This window comes from Brevibacterium sp. LAARM2_SD2 (assembly GCF_057364785.1).
The window spans coordinates 39,801-57,554 of the sequence record NZ_JBNFOM010000014.1; the positions used below are offsets into that span (position 1 = coordinate 39,801).

The 17,754-nt window shown below is 69.4% G+C and carries 14 protein-coding genes and 2 pseudogenes; 6 read left to right on the top strand and 10 right to left on the bottom strand.

What is annotated here, in order from left to right; translation table 11 throughout:
- Nucleotides 1–246: 246 nt before the first annotated feature.
- Nucleotides 247–843 (top strand): TetR/AcrR family transcriptional regulator, encoded by a 597-nt coding sequence (locus AC2W7K_RS10390; protein ID WP_211978293.1) that lies wholly within the window; start codon nucleotides 247–249, stop codon nucleotides 841–843.
- Entirely contained in the window at nucleotides 840–1,325 is a 486-nt protein-coding gene (locus AC2W7K_RS10395) for a DUF1990 family protein (RefSeq protein WP_211978294.1), read from the top strand. Before AC2W7K_RS10390 ends, AC2W7K_RS10395 begins: the two co-directional genes overlap by 4 nt.
- A 155-nt stretch (nucleotides 1,326–1,480) precedes the next feature.
- On the opposite strand, the gene AC2W7K_RS10400 is transcribed toward AC2W7K_RS10395, so the two are convergent.
- On the bottom strand, nucleotides 1,481–3,343 hold the full coding sequence (locus AC2W7K_RS10400; RefSeq protein ID WP_198500373.1) for an amidohydrolase: 1,863 nt from the start codon (nucleotides 3,341–3,343) through the stop codon (nucleotides 1,481–1,483).
- 22 nt (nucleotides 3,344–3,365) lie between these two features.
- Here AC2W7K_RS10400 and AC2W7K_RS10405 point away from each other — a divergent pair, with 22 nt between their 5' ends.
- Nucleotides 3,366–4,253 (top strand): CPBP family intramembrane glutamic endopeptidase, encoded by an 888-nt coding sequence (locus tag AC2W7K_RS10405; protein WP_211978295.1) that lies wholly within the window; start codon nucleotides 3,366–3,368, stop codon nucleotides 4,251–4,253.
- A 60-nt stretch (nucleotides 4,254–4,313) separates the two neighbouring features.
- A complete protein-coding gene (locus tag AC2W7K_RS10410; protein ID WP_211978296.1) occupies nucleotides 4,314–4,811 on the top strand; it encodes a hypothetical protein in 498 nt (165 codons plus the stop codon).
- Nucleotides 4,812–4,874: 63 nt separating this feature from the next.
- On the opposite strand, the gene AC2W7K_RS10415 is transcribed toward AC2W7K_RS10410, so the two are convergent.
- From AC2W7K_RS10415 to AC2W7K_RS10440, 6 genes and pseudogenes are all read right to left on the bottom strand, one after another.
- Nucleotides 4,875–5,627: an iron ABC transporter ATP-binding protein gene (locus AC2W7K_RS10415; RefSeq protein WP_486006122.1), complete on the bottom strand. Its 753-nt coding sequence runs from the start codon at nucleotides 5,625–5,627 to the stop codon at nucleotides 4,875–4,877.
- Nucleotides 5,624–6,715: an iron chelate uptake ABC transporter family permease subunit gene (locus AC2W7K_RS10420; RefSeq protein ID WP_211978298.1), complete on the bottom strand. Its 1,092-nt coding sequence runs from the start codon at nucleotides 6,713–6,715 to the stop codon at nucleotides 5,624–5,626. The genes AC2W7K_RS10415 and AC2W7K_RS10420 overlap by 4 nt, the downstream gene beginning before the upstream one ends.
- A 1-nt stretch (nucleotide 6,716) precedes the next feature.
- Nucleotides 6,717–7,657 (bottom strand): annotated as a pseudogene (locus tag AC2W7K_RS10425) (ABC transporter permease).
- Between the two features lie 194 nt (nucleotides 7,658–7,851).
- A pseudogene (locus AC2W7K_RS10430) lies at nucleotides 7,852–8,828 on the bottom strand (siderophore ABC transporter substrate-binding protein); the annotation flags it as partial.
- 151 nt (nucleotides 8,829–8,979) lie between these two features.
- Nucleotides 8,980–9,984, bottom strand: a complete 1,005-nt coding sequence (locus AC2W7K_RS10435; protein ID WP_211978300.1) for an inositol monophosphatase family protein — start codon at nucleotides 9,982–9,984, stop codon at nucleotides 8,980–8,982.
- Between the two features lie 376 nt (nucleotides 9,985–10,360).
- Nucleotides 10,361–10,576, bottom strand: coding sequence for a hypothetical protein (locus tag AC2W7K_RS10440; RefSeq protein ID WP_140955364.1), 216 nt, complete (start codon nucleotides 10,574–10,576; stop codon nucleotides 10,361–10,363).
- A 332-nt stretch (nucleotides 10,577–10,908) separates the two neighbouring features.
- Here AC2W7K_RS10440 and AC2W7K_RS10445 point away from each other — a divergent pair, with 332 nt between their 5' ends.
- On the top strand, nucleotides 10,909–13,836 hold the full coding sequence (locus AC2W7K_RS10445) for an FAD-binding and (Fe-S)-binding domain-containing protein (RefSeq protein ID WP_249120936.1): 2,928 nt from the start codon (nucleotides 10,909–10,911) through the stop codon (nucleotides 13,834–13,836).
- 65 nt (nucleotides 13,837–13,901) lie between these two features.
- Here the strand turns inward: AC2W7K_RS10445 and AC2W7K_RS10450 are convergent, their stop codons facing one another.
- A complete protein-coding gene (locus AC2W7K_RS10450; RefSeq protein WP_140955366.1) occupies nucleotides 13,902–14,291 on the bottom strand; it encodes a universal stress protein in 390 nt (129 codons plus the stop codon).
- Nucleotides 14,292–14,335: 44 nt separating this feature from the next.
- Entirely contained in the window at nucleotides 14,336–15,295 is a 960-nt protein-coding gene (locus tag AC2W7K_RS10455) for a helix-turn-helix transcriptional regulator (RefSeq protein ID WP_211978302.1), read from the bottom strand.
- An 89-nt stretch (nucleotides 15,296–15,384) separates the two neighbouring features.
- On the opposite strand from AC2W7K_RS10455, the gene AC2W7K_RS10460 reads away from it, so the two are divergent.
- Nucleotides 15,385–15,990, top strand: coding sequence for a DinB family protein (locus AC2W7K_RS10460; RefSeq protein ID WP_211978303.1), 606 nt, complete (start codon nucleotides 15,385–15,387; stop codon nucleotides 15,988–15,990).
- Between the two features lie 156 nt (nucleotides 15,991–16,146).
- Here AC2W7K_RS10460 and AC2W7K_RS10465 read toward each other — a convergent pair whose 3' ends face one another.
- A complete protein-coding gene (locus AC2W7K_RS10465) occupies nucleotides 16,147–17,751 on the bottom strand; it encodes a malate synthase (RefSeq protein ID WP_211978304.1) in 1,605 nt (534 codons plus the stop codon).
- Nucleotides 17,752–17,754: the final 3 nt, after the last annotated feature.

A 17,754-nucleotide genomic window follows, 5' to 3' on the forward strand; every position in this document is an offset into this window, starting at 1 on the left:
TTCGCAGTCTCGGGCACCTGCCCGACCGAGCGCTCGCTCGGTTACTGATGTAGCTTAGGTCACATTCCGGTCCGGCACAAGGGTCGTTCTCGGATCCGCCGGACCGCCTCGGCGACATTCCTGCTCCCCTACTCCGCCGACCGGGCACCGGGGACGTAGATTGGTGTCGGAGGCAGCACCGGATTCGGGCTGCTTCGCGCACGCTCGCCGGCGCCCCACCCGCCGGCTCAAGACAAGGATGACGACGTGGCCGCCTGGAGAACCTACGACACTCCCCTCTTCCCTCCCCTCCTCACCGCTGCTCTCGACTGCTTCGTCCGCGGCGGCTTCCACGGCACCTCGATCCGCCAGGTCGCGCAGGCCGCGGGCCTCTCGGTGCCCGGTCTCTACCATCACTTCGCCTCGAAGCAGGCGATCCTGACGGAGATCGACCGCCTGGCCATGTCCGATCTGTGGGCGCGGAGCACTGCGGCGCTCGCGGACGGCCCGCAGGATCCGCTCTCGCGGTTCGACCGCCTCGTCGAGAACCTCCTCCTCTTCCACGCCCACCAGGCCGACATCGCGTTCATCGCGTTCAGTGAGATCCGCAGCCTGCCCGCCGATGCCAGGGAGTCCCACATCGCCGCCCGCGACCGCCAGCAGAAGCTCCTCGACGATGCCGTAGCCGCCTGCGTGGCCGCGGGCGTGTTCACGACGCCGTTCCCGCGGGATGCCGCGCGGGCGATCACGACGATCTGCACGGGTGTCGCGCAGTGGTATCGCCCGGGCGGGGAACTCGACGCCGAGGGGGTCGCCGCCCGCTACGGCGACATCTGCCGCGACGCGGCCGGGGTGGCGCCGTGAACGCTCTCGAGCACATCCGCGACATCGGCCCGGCCGCAGGCTTCCCGATCGCGCGCGAGGCGATCCTCTCGTGGCAGCTGCAGGCCGGTGCCGGCGTCATCGTCCGCCCGCAGCGGCCCGTGCGTCAGGGGATGATCGTCGACCTCTGGCTCAATCCGCTCTGGCCCGCCCCGCCGAGGCGGCTGCGCGGTGAGGACCTCATCGTGCCGGTCGGCTCGTGCATCGTCGAGGACGTCATCGACACCGACCGGCAGGCGGGTTTCGTCTACCGCACGCTGCCCGGTCATCTCGAGACGGGCGTGGAGACGTTCCTCGTCTCGATCGATGACGACGAGCGCCTCATCGCCTCGATCACCGCACGGTCGGTGCCCGGCAACCCGCTGCTCAAGGCGGTCGAACCCGTGTCGGTGGCCTCCCAGAAGATGATGGCCGCCCGCTACGCCGCCGCCCTCGAGCGGCTGGTGGAGCGGGCGGCGGGGTGAGCGGCGGCGGTCGGTGACGAACCATGAGCGGCGGCGCGGCGCGACACGCGGTGTCTGTCGGCCAGAAGTGCAAATGCGCTCGACCAGTCGAGTGGCAATTTCACTTTTGGCCGACATGAGCCGGCGTGGCGACGCGCCTCCCGAGCCAGCGCGCCTCACGCGGAGTGCTTGACCTCGCCGCCGACGACGGTGAGGGTGACACGGGTGTCGCGGATCGCCTCGGCGTGGGCGAAGAGCGCGGCCTCCGAGACATAGCCGAGCAGACCGACGGGACCGGCCGGCGCCTCGGCGTCGATGAGGCCGTCGGCGACATACGGATCGGTGTCGACGGCGATGAAGTCGGCATCCATGCCCGGTGCCAGCCGTCCCCGCCGCTCGCCCAGGCCGGCGGCGACCGCAGGTGCCCGGGTGTGCAGTCGCAGCGCTTCGACGGCCGACATCCGCCGCTCGGGCTGGAACGTCGTCGTCGGATCGCCGGCGATGTCGGCCCGCGTCATCGCCGCGTAGATCGCCGCGAACGGATTCGCATGCTCGACCGGCCCGTCGGAGCCGAAGATCACCGCGGCATCGGCCCGCACGAGATCCGGCCACGCATACGCGGCAAGCTGCGCGGACTCGTCGATGAGGTGGAGGAGGTGGAGGTCGGAGATGCAGTGGCGCGGCTGCATCGACGCGGTGACGTCGAGGGCGGCGAACCGCGCGACATCAGCCGGCTGGATGAACTGCGCGTGCTCGACCCGGTGCCGCAGGCGCCTGCCCAGACGCGCCTCGACTGAGAGCGTGATCGGCCGCAGCCGCTCGAAAACGCCGAGCACATGATGGTTCGCCTGATCGCCGATCGCATGGATCGCCACGGAGATCCCCGCCTCCGTCGCGATCCGCGCCTGCTCGAAGAGCTCGTCCTCGCTCATCTGCGCGATGCCGTAGTTGAGGTGGGTCTCGGCCACCGGCGCCGCCGTCCCCGCACCGGTTGACGCGACGGCCGAATCGGCTGCCGCCTCCCGCGCCTCGGCGCCGTGGACGCCCACCCCGGCCGGCTCCGGTGCCGGAAACGGTGAGGACATGTGGCTCGTGTGCGAGCCGAGCGCCCCGTCGGCGAAGAGTTTGAGCCCGCCGTGCTGCAGCCAGTCGTCCCCGCCGCCGGTCTGCCACCCGGTCTCGATCGCCCACGGCACCTCGGGCCCGCGGAGGAACTTCGTCACCCGGATGTCCTGCCGGCCGGCCTCGCGCAGATCGTTCCACCCCAGCGTCGAGGCGATGCCGTCGAAGTCGTGGATCCCGGTGAGCCCGAGGGAGAGGAAGAGCCGCTGCGTCCGGTCGAGCATCTCGACCTGCTCCTCCCGGGAGACCTCCGGGATGAAGCGAATGAGCAGATCCGCAGCGTCCTCCCTGATGAGACCCGTGGCGATGCCCTCGGCGTCACGGACGATCTCACCTCCGGACGGATCGGGGGTCGCCTCGTCGATGCCGGCGATCTCGAGCGCGTGCCCGTTCGCCCACACCGTGTGGAGGTCGATCGACCACATCGCCACCGGGTGGTCGGGCACCTCGGCGTCGAGCAGCGCGCGGTCGGGATACCGCGGGTCCGCCCAGCGGTTGAGGTCCCAGCCGGAGCCGACCACCCAGGTGCCCACCGGCAGGGTCTGCGCGCGCTCGCGGATGGCTGCGACCGCCTCGGTGAGCGATGTCGTCCCCGACAGATCGAGGTCGACGAGCGAGGCCGCATACGCGACGGAGTGCATGTGCGCATCGACGAGGCCGGGGAGGATGACCCGTCCCCCGCAGTCGATCTCCTCGACCCCCGCAGCGGCCCCCGCCGAGGCGGTCGCCCCGCCATCGTCCGAGGTCAGCACCCCTGTCGCCGCCTCGGCTCCGGCGGTCGCGAGGGCGAGCAGCTCGTCCCGCGTCCCGATCGCGACGATCGTTCCCCCGTCGACGAGGATCGCGTCCGCCGGTGCGGTCGGAGTCGGCGCGGGAGGGTCGAGAGTGCGCACGACGGCGTGGGAGAACAGACGCATGCGCTCAGTCTATGATGGGCCGATGACCGCCCCTCCCCTCCCCATCCCCGCGGCCGCCTCCGACGCTCGACTCCCCCGCCGCGTGCTCGGCGTCACCGAGATCCTCATCATCGCCGCCGTGCTATCCGTCTTCGGCTTCGCGTTCAACGCGATCGGCCTCATCCCGTTCCTCGCCGCCGGGGTCATCGACCCGCTGCCGTGGTCGCTCACCGACGCCTCCGCCCGCGCCATCGGCTATCTCGTCGGCGTGCTCGGCACCGTCGCCGTCATCGCGATCTACCTGCGGGCGCGTCTGGGGGTCGGGCTCGCGTCGATCGGTCTGAGCCGACCGCGCTGGGGCGCCTTCGCCACCGGCCTCCTCCTCGGGGCGGCGATCAGCGGACTCGGCACCGCGATCGCCTGGTCGAGCGACCTCGTCCGGCCCACCCAGCCGGCGGAGATGCCCGGCGGCGCCGCACTCGTCCTCGTCGCACTGCTCTACCTGCTCACCTACGTCCTCCAGGGCGCCGGCGAGGAGATCGTCTCCCGCGGCTTCCTCCTGCGCGGCACGGCGTGGTGGATCGGACTGTGGCCCGCCGTCGCCGTCCAGGCGCTCCTCTTCGTCGCCCTCCACCTCGGCAATCCGACGATGACCCCGCTCTATGCGCTCTTCGTCATCGTCTTCGCGCTCTTCGCCGCCCTCCTCGTCATCATCCAGGGACACCTGTGGGGTGTGATCGGCGTGCACGGCGGCTACAACGTCGTCTTCTTCGCCGTCGGCCAGCGCGGCCTCGGCCTCCGCGACGTCGCCGATCCCGACAACCTCTCGTTCCCCGATCTCGCGTCGACCCCGTTCTTCGCGCTCGGCGCGTTGGTCCTCGGCGTCATCCTCTGGCGGCGCCGAGGCGGTTCGCCGACCGCTGCGAACTGACCGCCGTCGACCTGTGAGACACAAGCCGACCGGTTTTCTACGCGGAGTAGAATCCTGGGCATGGTCAATGTTCTCGGTCCCCAAGATTCGCGACTGTCCGCGGGTGCGCGCGTCGTGCTGCCGGCCGTGTGGCTCGGCCTCATCATCGGCATCTCGCTCATCGAGGCGCCGCTGAAGTTCCAGGCGCCGGGCATCACGATCCCGCTCGGGCTCGGCATCGGCCGCCTCGTCTTCACGGCGATGAACTGGGTGGAGATCGTCATCGCCGCGGTCCTGCTCTGGGCGATCCTCAAAGACGGTGTCGGCACCGCGTTCCGGGCGCTCACCTGCACCGTCATCGGCGTCCTCATCGTCAAGGTCGCGGCCATCAGACCGCTGCTCAACGAGCGCACCGATGCCGTCCTCGCCGGTGTCGACGACGGCGGGTCGGGACTCCATCTCGCCTACATCGCGGCCGACGGACTCCTCATCGTCGGGCTCATCGCCCTCGTCATCCTCGCCGTGCGGACCTCGATCCCCGCCCCCGCCGAGGCGACCGCTCCGACCGCGAACCGCTGACGGAGACGCGCGAAAGCCCGAGAACAACGGCCCCGCTGAGGGCGGCGCTAAGGGCAGTCCCCCTCAGAAGTAAACGGCAAGCGGCCCCCGCGGACCGTCGACGACCTCGACGGGAGTGTCGAAGACGCGGCTGAGCACCTCGGTGGTCATGATCTCCTCCGGCGTTCCGAACTCGACGACCGCGCCGTTCTTCACCGCGCAGATGTGGTCGGCATAGTGGCCGGCGAAGTTGATGTCGTGGATGACGATGACGATCGTGCGCCCCATCTCCGTGGCCGCCCGGCGCAGGTGCTGCATCATCTGCACCGAGTGCTTCATGTCGAGGTTGTTGAGCGGTTCGTCGAGGAGGACGTAGTCGGTGTCCTGGGCGAGCACCATCGCGACGTAAGCGCGCTGCCGCTGGCCGCCGGAGAGCTCGTCGATGAACCGGTCCTCGAGCTCGCCGAGCTCGAGGAAGTCGATCGCCCGGGACACGATCTCCTCGTCGGCGACGGTGAGCCGGCCCTTCGAGTACGGGAAGCGGCCGAAGCCGACGAGCTGGCGGATCGTCAGCCGGGTGATGAAGTGGTTCTCCTGGCGCAGGATCGAGACGATCTTCGCAAGATCCTTCGACTTCGTCGCCGCGACGTCGAACCCGGCGACCTCGATGGCTCCGGCATCGAGGCCGAGGAGGCGCCCGATCATCGTCAGCAGCGTCGACTTCCCCGCCCCGTTCGGGCCGACGAGGGCGGTCACCGCGCGGGGGATCTGCAGGTCGACGGGGCCGATCTGCGTGGCTTCGCTGTAGTTCTTGGCAACGCCGGACAGTGTGATCACAGTCGACCCTTCCGCATGATGACGAAGAGGAACACGCCTCCGCCGATGACTTCGATGATGATGGACACGACACCCTCGGCGTAGAAGATGTTCTTGAGGATGAAGTACGCGCCGCCGAGGATGACGAACCCGAGAAGGGCGGCCATCGGCAGGACGTACCGGTGGTCGTAGGTGTCGGAGAGCTGGTAGGCGAGCATCGCGACGAGGAACCCGAGGAAGATCATCGGCCCGATCATCGACACGGACACGGCCATGAGGATCGAGACGAAGAAGAGGATCGTGATGGTCTCGCGGGAATGGCTGAGCCCGAGGTTGCCGGTCACGGACTTCCCGAGGGCGAGGACGTTGAGGCGCGAGGAGCGGAGGTAGATCGCCGCGCACGCGACCAGGCACAGCGGGATCGCGACGGGCAGGTACGAGGCGTCGGAGTTCGCGATCGACCCGAAGAGGCGGGCGGAGAGGACGTCGAATTCGCTCGGCGTCAGGGTCCGCTGCATGAACGTCGCCACCGATCCCAGCCCGCCGCCGATGACGACGCCGACGAGGAGCATGACCTCGACGTTCGCGTACCTCCCCGACAGCAGCCAGCCGTAGAGGGCGAGCGAGAGCCCGACCATGACGACGAGCTGGACGGTGAAGGGCACGAGGCCGCGGAGTTCGACGATGGCGGTGACCCCGAAGAAGTACATCGCCGAGGTCTGGATCGCGACGTAGAGCGACTCGAATCCCATGATCGAGGGCGTGATGATCCGGTTGTTCGTCACCGTCTGGAAGGCGACGGTGGCGAAGGCCTGGCAGAGGGCGACGATGATGAGGACGACGAGGCTGCGCCCCCGCAGGCCCGCGATGAGCCAGAATCCCTCGTCGGTGATCGGCAGCGGGTTGTCCCACGCGAGGAGCCCGAAGGCGATCGCGATCGCGGCGACGGCGAGGACTGCGATGATCGTCCAGTACCGGCGCCGGGCCCGTGGGGTCGTCAGCGCACCGGAGTGCCGGGGTGTCGTCCTGGGCGCCGAGGCGGGGCCCGGGACCGTTTCCGCGCTGAGCCGGGGACGGGGGTCGGGGGCGTTCATGCTCGTGTCTCTCATTTCAGCCGCGCCTCCTCTGACGCAGGAGGAGGGCGATGAAGACGGCCGCGCCGACGATGCCGAGGATGAGTGAGACCGGGACCTCGAACGGGGCGATGATGACCCGGCCGATGAGGTCGCAGACGGTGACGATCGCGATGCCGAGCAGGCACACCCACGGCAGGTTCGAGCGCAGATCGTCGCCGCGGACCATCGAGACGACGTTGGGGACGATGAGGCCGAGGAACGGCAGGTAGCCGACGACGACGGTGACGACGCCGGTGGCGATCGCGACGAGGATCGTGCCGATGAGGATGACCTGGTTGTACTTGAGTCCGATGCTCGTCGAGATGTCCTTGCCGAGGCCCGCGACGGTGAAGCGGTCGGCGGTGATGAAGACGGCGACGACGACGACGGCGACGATCCAGAGGACTTCGTACTGGCCGCGGAGGATCGAGGTGAAGCTGCCGGCGAACCAGATGCCGAGGCTCTGGAGCATGTCGTGCGCACCGCGATGAACGTCGAGACCGCCCCGACGACCGCCCCGAGCATGATCCCGACGATCGGGACGATGAGGGAGGACTTGAGCGAGACGCGGCGGAGGAAGAGGAAGAAGACGATCGTGCCGATGAATGCGGCGAGGATCGCGCCGATCATCCGCTGCACGATCGTCGCGTCGGGGTAGATGATGACGGTGAGCATGAGGCCGAGGCCCGCCCACTCGGTCGTGCCGGTCGTCGTCGGTTCGACGAAGCGGTTCTGCGTGAGCAGCTGCATGACGAGTCCGCACATCGCCATCGCCGCGCCCGCGAGGATGAGCGCGATCGTGCGCGGCACCCGGGTGATCTGGAACATCTCCGCACCGTCGGCGGCGCCGAAGATGTCGTAGACCCCGGTGAGCAGGGAGGCGGCGATGAGCCCGAGCACCCCGATCGTCGCGAGCACGAGCTTCCAGCTCAGCAGCCGGTTCCCGCCCGCGGTGCCGGTGGACCCGGCTGATCGGATGGGGCGTGGACCGGCGACGGCGGCGACCGCCTCGGCGGGGGAATCCCCATTGCCGAGGCGGTCGCCGTCACCCGTGACCGGGACGTGTTCTCTGGTGTCGTCATCCTGCCGTTTCCCGTTGTGCCGCGGCGGCCTGCCGTTATCTTCGCCGCTTCGAGCTTGTCGGCGAAGGAGTTGAAGAACTCGGTGTAGGTCTGGATGCCCTCGTTGAGGTAGGTGTCCTGCGGGAAGTAGACGATCTTGTCGTCCTTGATCGCCGGCACGTCCTTGAGCGCCTCGGACTTCTCGAGCACCTCGGCCGCCGGGGCCGAGCCCTTCTCGCGCTCGTCGGGAGCGAAGGAGGCGTCGCGGTCGAGGACGAGCATGAGGTCGGGCTGCGACTGGGCGATCGCCTCGACGGAGACGTCGTCGCCCTTGTCGACATCGCTGCCGTCTTCGACCTCGAGGGCCGGTTCGAGATCGAGGATGTCGAAGACCGGGCCGACGGTGCGTCCCACGCCGGGTGCGGAGTAGCCGATCTCGCCGGCGGTGGTGATGAGGCCCATGGCCTTGTCGCTGCCGTTGTACGCGGCCTTCGCGCGCTCGATCGAGGCGTCGAAGTCCTCGACGAGCTTGGCTGCTTCGTCCTGCTTGCCGAAGACCTCGCCGAGGGTCGTCGTCTGGCGGCGCAGCTCCTCGTCGAAGGACTGGTCGTCACGCGGATCGAGTTCGAGGACGACGGCCTCGGGAGCGAGCTTCTGCAGGTCGTCGTGGTACTGGGCGAAGCGCTGCCCGTTGACGATGAGGTCGGGCTTCGCGGCAGCGACCTGCTCGAGGTCGGGTTCGCGGTGGTTGCCGAGGTTCTTGATGGTCTCGTCCGTCGTGTACGAGAGGCCTTCGGGCATGAGGCTGACGGCGGCGCCGCTGAGCTCGACGCCCCACGAGTCGAGGGTCTCGAACGTGCGGTTGTCCGTGGCCACGACGGAGGTCGGCGGGGTCGTCACGGTCTGCGTGCCGTTGTTGTCCTCGACCTCGACGTGCCGGCACCCGAGGTGCTCTGCTCGCTGGATTCGGCGCTGGCAGCGCAACCGGACAGGGCCAGGGCCAGGGCGCCGACAGCGGCACCGAGGCGGAGGCGGGTCGAGATCATCGTGTTCTACTTCCTTCAGGGGACAGCGTGCGTGGTCAGATGTGAACCATCTGCGCATTAGCTTAGCCTAAGCTTCAAGAAATAGACGACGTCGATATTGCGTTATTCAGGTCACAGTTTCCCGCGCGGGATCCTCAGACTCCGGCAGGGTTCAGACCACGGCGAGGAGGCGGTCGAGCTCGGCGGGCGAATCCGCGGCAGCGGTCGCGCCGCGACTGCCTCCCCGGCGCACAGCAGCGCCGGACTCCTCGGCGATGAGCGCTCCCCCGGCGTAGTCGTAGATCCCGAGTCCGCGCTCGGCGTAGCTCGTCACCTTGCCTTCGGCGACCATGCAGAGGTCGATCGCCGCAGATCCGCACCGGCGGATGTCGTTGTAGCCGGAGAGGAGTTCGGGCAGCTTCGCCAGCTGGGCCGCCCGCCCCTCCTCCGTGTAGGCGAATCCCGTCGCGAGCAGTCTCCCGCTCAAGCCCGCAGGCTCACCGGTCAGACGGGTCGCCGGAATCACGGCAGCGGAGTCGCCGGGCTCCGGGAGCCGATCGACGAGGCGGCCGTCGACGCGGTAGGCACCGTGTCCGCGGCCGGCCAGCCAGGTCGCCCCGAGTCCCGGGGACGCCACCAGCCCGATCAGCCAGCCCTCGTCCTCGCTTCCGGGCACAGCGGCCTCAGGGTCAGTGCCCTCAAAGTTCGCGTCGGCACCGCGGCGCACGCCGACGGAGAACGCGAAGTGCTCGATGCCGCGCACGAAGTTGACCGTGCCGTCGATGGGGTCGACGTGCCACTCGAGCTGCTGATCGCCATCGAGGTCGGCCGCGACGAGCGCGCCGGCTCCGGGGTCGAAGAAGCTCAGCCGCCCGAGCAGGACGCGGCCGAAGAAGTCGACAGGGCCGATCGCCTCGGCGCCCTCTTCGCCGATCATCAGGTCACCCGGGCGCACGGCGCGCAGATATCCGCGCACGAGCGCTTCGATCTGGGCATCCGCGGCCGTGACGAGATCGTTCGGAGACGATTTCGTGTCGACGACCGAGGCATCGAGGTCGGCGCCGAGGACGGCACGCCACTGGGACATCTGCTCCCAGGCGATGACGGAGAGATCTGCCGCGATGCGGACGAGCGGGTGATCGGAGAGGCTGCGCGGCAGCGAACCGGATGCTGTCATGCGGCCACCTTAACGCGCGGTCGCACGCGCATGCCGGGCCGCCCGAGCCCGCCGAATGTCACACGATCATCACAATCGGAAATTCTCGGACGCGCGGAATCTCCGCGACGCTATCGTTCACCTGACATGGATCGAACGCTCAGCTTCCGTCCACTCAAAGTCCAGCGGAATGGGTTAGTTTAACGCCGAGAATTAATCCTGCTTTACCGTGTAAATATCAATTCGGAAAACTCGGAGAGATTATTCCGGGACAATACATGGGAACTGTCGATTTCCGCATCCCGCGGTGCCGCCTCCGCGCCGCACCGGGCGCCGGAGAGCGCGCGCGAGCGCAGGGTCGCCGACGGCGGCCCCGCGCTTCACGCGTTCACATGACTCACTCGGCAGCGACGGCCGATGTCTCAGCGGCCGGGACCGAGGCACCGGAGCCAGCCGCTCCGGCCTGCGATCCGGCCTTCTCACCAGAGTTCTCTGCGCGTTTGACGCGACCATGACGCCGCACGATCTCCTGCACCGCCTGAGACGAGGTGCCGGCGGCCTCGGCGATGGCGCCGAAGGTCGCTCCCTCCTCGCGAGCGCGGAGGATCGACATGACGTAATTCGTGTTGATCTTGGTCCGCTGTCGGGAAATTCTCCTCACAGCCGCAACCAGGGCTGTCTGATCTACTGTTAATTCACGAGCGCGACGTGACATTGTTCTTTCCTTGCCTGCACATGTGGCCCACCGCCACAGGAAAATGTCCTTCCATTAAATACCACGACGCCTATGCGACGCCAATTTTTCCCGAATACTGGAAGCGGGGGAGCTTATGCTCCACCGAATAGTTACAAAACGGTAACGGAGTGCAATTGCACCTTATGGCAACGCTATTTGCCCATTCGGTGCACTCGATCGCCTGCGCTGACGGTGGCAGAATGCACACCATGACGACTTCGGAGCGCCCGCTCACCGGGCAGTCTGCCGCTCTTCCCGCCGTCGCGGACATCGTCGCCGAACTCGCCCGGGCCGGTCTCGAGGTCACGGCGGATCCCGCCGACCGGGCCGCCTACTCCTCCGACGCCTCGCTCTTCCGTCTCGTGCCGGCGGCCATCGTCTTCCCGCGGGGTGCCGACGACGTCGCGGCGGTCCTCGCGGTGTCCCGCCGCCTCGGCGTGCCCGTGACGAGTCGGGGTGCGGGCACGTCGATCGCCGGCAATGCGATCGGCACCGGGATCGTCCTCGACTTCTCCCGCTATATGACCGCGGTCCTCGACCTCGATCCGGCCGCGCAGACGGCCTGGGTCGAGCCCGGCTGCGTCCACGCCACCCTGCAGGCGGCAGCCCGGGTCCACGGTCTGCGCTTCGGACCCGACCCCTCGACGCACACGCGCTGCACGATCGGCGGCATGATCGGCAACAACGCGTGTGGCCCGCGCGCGCTCGGCTACGGCCGGACCGGCGCGAACCTCCTGGCGCTCACCGTCATGCTCGTCGACGGCACGATCGTCGACCTCGACGAGACGAACCCGGAAGCGCTCTTCCCGCGCCTCCACGCGCTCGTCGCCGACCGCCTCGGCGTCATCCGCACCCATCTCGGCACGTTCTCCCGGCAGGTCTCCGGCTACGGACTCGAGGCCCTGCTGCCGGAGAACGGCTTCGACGTCCGTCGCGCCTTCGCCGGCTCCGAGGGCACGTGGGGCATCGTGCTCGCGGCGAAGATGCAGCTCGTCAGGGAACCGGCCCACACCGCAGCGGTCGTCCTCGGGTACCCGGACATGGTCGCCGCCGCCCATGACGCGCCGCTGCTGAGCGACTTCCCCGTCACCGCGTGCGAAGGGCTCGATTCGCGGATGCTCGATCGCGTCGTCGCGGCCAAGGGCGCCGAGGCGGTTCCCGCGCTGCCGGACGGCGCGGGCTGGCTCGTCGTCGAACTCACCGGCGACGACGAGGCCGTGCTCGCCGGTCAGACGCAGCGGCTCATCGCCGAGGCGCGTGCCGGCGATGCCGCAGTCCTCGATGCCGAGGCCGCTGCCGAGGTGTGGGCGATCCGCGCCGACGGGGCCGGACTCGTCTCCCGCACCCCCGACGGACGGGACGCCCATGCGGGGTGGGAGGATTCCGCGGTCCCGGTCGAGCACCTCGGCGACTATCTCCGGGATCTCATGGATCTGCTCGACGAGCACGGTCTGTGGGGCATCCCCTACGGGCACTTCGGGGACGGGTGCCTGCACATGCGCGTCGACTTCCCGCTCGAGGCGGCCGGCGGGACGACGGTGATGCGGGACTTCCTCGTCGCCGCGACGCGGCTCGTCGCCCGCTACGGCGGGTCGGTCTCCGGCGAGCACGGCGACGGACGGGCCCGGTCGGAGCTGCTGCCGCTCCTCTACCCGCCCGAGGTCATCGACCTCTTCCGCGCGGTCAAGGAGCTCTTCGACCCGCGGCATCTCCTCGGCCCCGGCGTCATCGTCGATCCCGATCCGCTCGACGCAGCGATCCGGCTGACCCGGCTGCCCGAGCGCGAGCGGCTCCCCGGTGAGCTCGCGTTCGCCTATCCCGGGGACGCCGACGGCTTCGCCTCAGCCGTCCACCGGTGCACCGGGGTGGGCAAATGCCGCGCGGATTCCGCCGCGACCGGTGGGACCATGTGCCCGTCGTTCCAGGCCACACGGGATGAGAAGCATTCGACGCGGGGCCGGGCACGGGTGCTCCAGGAGATGGTCTCCGGCGATCTGCTCGCCACCGCGTGGGACTCCCCCGCCGTCGCCGAGGCGCTCGACCTGTGCCTGTCGTGCAAGGCGTGCGGCAGCGAATGCCCGACCGGCACGGACATGGCGACGTACAAGGCCGAGGTCCTCCACCAGTCCTACCGGGGACGGCTGCGGCCGCGCTCGCATTACTCGCTCGGGTTCCTCCCGCAGCTGGCGCGGGCCGTGACCCCGCTCGCGTCCCTGGTCAACCGGGTGGCGCGGCTGCCCGGGATCGGCACGGTGGGCAAGCGGCTGGCCGGGATCGACGCCCGCCGGACGATTCCCGTGTTCGCGTCGACGACATTCCGGTCGTGGTGGTCCTCCCTCGCCGAGGCGGGGGCGGGCAGATCCCGTGCGGGCGCCGCGGCCCGTGCGGACCGCCTCGGCGAGGTCGTCCTCTTCGCGGACACATGGTCGAATCACTTCTCCCCGCGGATCCTCGGTGCGGCCGTCGCGGTCCTCGAGCACGCCGGCGTCACGGTCCGGGTCGTCGAGCAGACGGTGTGCTGCGGTCTGCCGCTCATCTCCACCGGTCAGCTCGATGTCGCGCGGACGAACCTCGGTGAGACCATCGCGGCCCTCGATGCGACGGGCGACGTTCCCATCGTCGGGGTCGAGCCCTCGTGTCTGGCCACGCTGAAAGACGATGCGCAGAAACTCCTCGGCGGGGAGGCCGCCGCCCGGGTCGGATCGCGCGTGCAGACGCTCGCGCAGTTCCTCCTCTCCGTCGGAGCCGAACTGCCGGATCTGCGCGGGGTGAGTGCGACCGTGCAGCCGCACTGCCACCAGTCCGCGGTGCTCGGCACCGCCGCCGATCGCGAGCTGCTCTCCCGGGCCGGGGCGACGGCGCGATTCCTCGGCGGGTGCTGCGGGCTGGCGGGGAACTTCGGAGTCGAGGAGGGCCATTACGAGACCTCGGTCGCCGTCGCCGAGGTGGCCCTGCTCCCGGCGCTGCGCGACGCAGGCGACGGCGGAGCAGAAGGCGGAGCAGACCGCGAGCTCATCGTCGTCCTCGCCGACGGCTATTCGTGCCGCACGCAGATCGCCGATCTCAGCGACGCTCAGGGCGTCTCACTCGCCGAACTCCTCGCGTGGGGTCACGGCCTCGACACACCCCGCCCGTGAGCTGTGCCTCCGGGGACAGTCGGGCTCAGGCCTTCGCGGTGAGACTCAGGCCTTTGCGGTGAGACTCAGGCCTTCGCGGTGAGGACGGGGACTTCGGCTTCGAGGAGGATGCGCTGAGCCTGTGAGCCGAGGATGAACTTCCCGATCGCCGAGCGCTTCCGCAGCCCGATGACGATGAGCTGGGCGTCATGCTCGGCGGCGAGGTCGTTGAGGGTGCCCGGCACGTCGTCCTCGTGGTCGGGCTGGAGGACGCTGACGGCGACACCAGACTCCTCGCCGAGGGCGACGATGCGATCGATGTCGTCCTGGTCGATCTCGGTGGGAGCGCCGCTGGCTCCGCGTCGCTGGGAGTTGACGACGACCGCGCTCGAGGAGCGCAGTGCCGCCTCCGCGAATCCCGCACGCAGTGCCGCTTCGCCCTCCGGGGCAGGAAGATAGCCGATGAGTATCGTCATGGGTTCAAGTATATGGATGACCGCACGGGCGGTTCACCGCGCGGTCACTTCCCGGACACCTCGGCGTTGCACATCGCGTCGACCCGGGTTCGCAGCGCGCGCAGTTCGGCGATGAGCTCACCGGGCGCGATGATCCGGCAGGCGGCGGGGATGCTCCCGGTCAGCGCGGCCGCCCATCGCAGGTCGGTGACCCCGAACTCGATGCGCACACCGCCGGGCACCTCGGTGATCGTCGCGGCCCGGGTCGGGAACCAGGACTCGGCCTCGCTCTTGACAGCATCGACGTCGAGGATGACCGTGTGCTCGTACGCGGCGGCGGTGACGGCGCGCCGGACGGCCGCCTCGGCGTCGGGGACCGTGCGGGCCGGGATCGGAAACGTCGTCGCCCGGACCGCGCTCATCCGGTCGAGGCGGAAGACGCGCCAGTCCTCGCGGTCGAGGTCCCAGCCGAAGAGGTACCAGTGGGCCCCGAGCACGACGAGCTGGGCGGGTTCGACGCGACGTTGCTCCGCCTCGGCGTCGGTCCACGGCTTCGCATACGCGAACGTCACGCGGTGGCGGGAGGAGATCGCCGAGGCGATCGTCACGACGGTCTCGTGGTCGACGTCGGGTGCGTGGCCGGGGGCGACGGTGACCGCGGTCTCGACGGCACGGACCGTCGCGGCCATCGTCGGCGGCAGCATCGTTGTCAGCTTCCGCCCGGCCGACTCGGCGGTCGCCGTGCTCAGTCCGGCCCCGCGCAGGAGGGCGAGTCCGAGGCCGGTGGCCATCGCCTCCCCGGCCGCCAGCTGCAGCGGCGGGAGCAGGGTCCGGCTGTGCGCACGGTAGCCGCCGGCGACGCCGGGCGCCGCGTCGATGGCATACCCGAGATCACGCAGCGCCGTGATGTCCCGGCGCACCGTGCGTGTGGTGACGCCGAATTCGGCGGCGAGCTCGGCCGCGGTGAGACCGCGCCCGGAGCTCAGCAGCGCGAGCATGCGCAGCAGTCTGACCTCGGTTCGCATGCGGACATCATATGTCCGCAAAACCGCAGACGCTTGTGGTGTTCGATCAGTGCCAACTGTCCGACCGCTCAACCGCCAAGGAGTCAGCCATGCCGTTCTTCGCCCCGTCCGTGACCACCGAAGCCGACGCCCTCTTCTCGTTCCTCGAGCAGCAGTGCGGGCAGCTGCGGCTCACCGCCCTCGACCTCACCGAGGAGCAGGCGCGCAGCACGCCCACGGTCAGCGCCCTGTCGATCATGGGGCTGCTCGCCCACAGCGCCCAGGTCGTCTACAGCTGGCTGCAGCAGGTCCGCCGTCCGGACTTCGTCCCCACCGAGGCCGACTACGCCGCGTTCAATGCGGAGCTCGGGCTCTCCGGCTCATTCGACGGCGGGACCCTGCCGGACCAGACACTCGCCGAGGTGCTCGCCGCCTTCGACCGCGCCGTCACCGAGATCGCCGCCGCCCGCCGCGACGTCGCGGACTCCGGCATCGACCTCGACACACGGGTGACCGTGGCCAATCCGTGGATGCCGCCGGACTTCGACATGAGTCTGCGCTGGATCCTCAACCACCTGACGACGGAGATCGCCCGGCACGCCGGTCATGCCGACATCATCCGCGAATCCCTCGACGGTGCGATCTCCTACCAGCTCAACGCCCAGGCCGAGGGCCAGCCGTGGCCGCCGGAGGGCTGGGGCGGAGACGAGAGCTGAGCCCCGACGCACATCGGCACCCGCGCCCCGTGACGACTCGCTGTGCAGGACGAGTCGGACGGGTTCAGGGTGCCGATGCGGATCGGGGCTGAGCTCTTCAGTTGTGCGGGCCGGTCGAACCGGGCCGGTTGAACGGGGCCGGTCGAGCCGAAGGGCTCAGGCGGCGTGGACGGCGCCCTTGGCCACCCGGTCGACGAGGTGCTCGGTGTAGGCCGGGACCGTGAGGTACTCGGGGAACTCGTCGGTCAGGGCACTGGCACGGAAGATCTCGACCGCCTCGGCGAGGTGGTCAGCGGGCTGCTGCTCGAGGACGGCGAGCTCCTCACCGAGGTAGCGCTCGACGAGCTCACGGGTCACCTGCTGTCCGTTGTCGAGGGTCACCTCGTGGTGGATCCACTGCCAGATCTGCGAACGGGAGATCTCCGCGGTCGAGACGTCCTCGAGGAGGTTCTCGAGCGCGACGTTGCCGTTGCCGCCGAGCCACTCGTTGAGGTAGCCAATGGCGACGCGGATGTTGACCCGCACCCCCTCCTCGGTGACGATCGGCTCGAGACCGGTGATGTCGAGGAGATGCTCGGCGCACGCGCGGACGTCGGGTCGCAGGTTGTCCAACTGGTGCGGACGCTCACCGAGGGCGGCATCGTAGACGGCGAGCGCGGCGGGCACGAGGCCGGGATCGGCCACCCACGTGCCGTCGAATCCCTGCCAGGCCTCCCGGGCCTTGTCCTCGCGCATCCGCGCGAACTCGGAGGCGACGAAGGCCTCGTCCGGGTGGTCGGTCATGAGGTTGCTCATCGTGCCGATCGCGTGGGCTCCGCGGCGGTGGCACGTCCACACGAGGCGGTCGGTGAACGCCTTCATCAGCGGCAGCGCGTTCGTCAGGCGCTCCCGGTCGGGGAGGACGAACTCCGGGGAGTGGCGGAGGTTCTTGACGACGGAGAAGAGGTAGTCCCAGCCGGCGGCCTGGAGGCCGGCGCAGTGGTCGCGCAGCTCCCAGAGGATCTCCTCCATGTGGAACGCGGCGTCGATCGTCTCGATGTGCACGGTCGCGCGGATCGTGCCCTGGTCGATGCCGAGTGCCTCCTGGGCGAAGACGAAGATCTGATTCCACAGGCGGGCCTCGAGCGAGGACTCGAGCTTCGGGAGGTTGAAGTACGGTCCCGATCCGGAGTCGATGAGCTGCTTCGCATTGTGGAAGAAGTAGAGGCCGAAGTCGACGAGCGCCCCGATCGCCGGCGACTGCTCGCCGCTCTCAGCGGTGACGATGAGGTGCTTCTCCGGCAGGTGCCAGCCGCGGGGGCGCATGCCGATCGTCGGCTGGTTGCGGTTGCTCACCCCGGGCAGCCGATCGCGGATCGCGAGGTACAGGGCGTGCTGACCGCCGATCATGTTCGCCCACGTCGGGGACGTCGAGTCCTCGAAGTCCGCGAGCCACACCTTGGCCTGGGAGTTGAGCGCTGCGACGACCTCGGGTTCGGTCACCGGGCCGACGAGTTCGACGCGGCGGTCCTCGAGTCCCGGGGCGCTCGTCGACCCGGCGACCTGCCAGGTGCGGTCGGCGCGGACGGCTGCGTAGTCGGGGGTGAACCGGGGCAGCGTGCCGTCGTTCATCACGGCCGCACGGTTGTCGCGCTTGGCGAGCAGAGCGCCGAGGCGGTCACCGAACTTCTCGTGCAGGTCGGCGACGAAGTCGAGCGCGTCTGCGGTGAGGATCGCGTCGGAACCGGAGTCGAGAGGGGCGTTGATCGTGATGCGTGACATGGG

What these genes read in the sequence shown, in the direction of transcription:
- AC2W7K_RS10400 (WP_198500373.1), bottom strand. Translation starts at nt 3,343, where the DNA reads ATGCGTCTGTTCTCCCACGCCGTCGTGCGCACTCTCGACCCTCCCGCG.
- AC2W7K_RS10405 (WP_211978295.1), top strand. Translation starts at nt 3,366, where the DNA reads ATGACCGCCCCTCCCCTCCCCATCCCCGCGGCCGCCTCCGACGCTCGA.
- AC2W7K_RS10410 (WP_211978296.1), top strand. Translation starts at nt 4,314, where the DNA reads ATGGTCAATGTTCTCGGTCCCCAAGATTCGCGACTGTCCGCGGGTGCG.
- AC2W7K_RS10420 (WP_211978298.1), bottom strand. Translation starts at nt 6,715, where the DNA reads ATGAGAGACACGAGCATGAACGCCCCCGACCCCCGTCCCCGGCTCAGC.
- AC2W7K_RS10435 (WP_211978300.1), bottom strand. Translation starts at nt 9,984, where the DNA reads ATGACAGCATCCGGTTCGCTGCCGCGCAGCCTCTCCGATCACCCGCTC.
- AC2W7K_RS10440 (WP_140955364.1), bottom strand. Translation starts at nt 10,576, where the DNA reads ATGTCGATCCTCCGCGCTCGCGAGGAGGGAGCGACCTTCGGCGCCATC.
- AC2W7K_RS10445 (WP_249120936.1), top strand. Translation starts at nt 10,909, where the DNA reads ATGACGACTTCGGAGCGCCCGCTCACCGGGCAGTCTGCCGCTCTTCCC.
- AC2W7K_RS10450 (WP_140955366.1), bottom strand. Translation starts at nt 14,291, where the DNA reads ATGACGATACTCATCGGCTATCTTCCTGCCCCGGAGGGCGAAGCGGCA.
- AC2W7K_RS10455 (WP_211978302.1), bottom strand. Translation starts at nt 15,295, where the DNA reads ATGCGAACCGAGGTCAGACTGCTGCGCATGCTCGCGCTGCTGAGCTCC.
- AC2W7K_RS10460 (WP_211978303.1), top strand. Translation starts at nt 15,385, where the DNA reads ATGCCGTTCTTCGCCCCGTCCGTGACCACCGAAGCCGACGCCCTCTTC.
- AC2W7K_RS10465 (WP_211978304.1), bottom strand. Translation starts at nt 17,751, where the DNA reads ATGTCACGCATCACGATCAACGCCCCTCTCGACTCCGGTTCCGACGCG.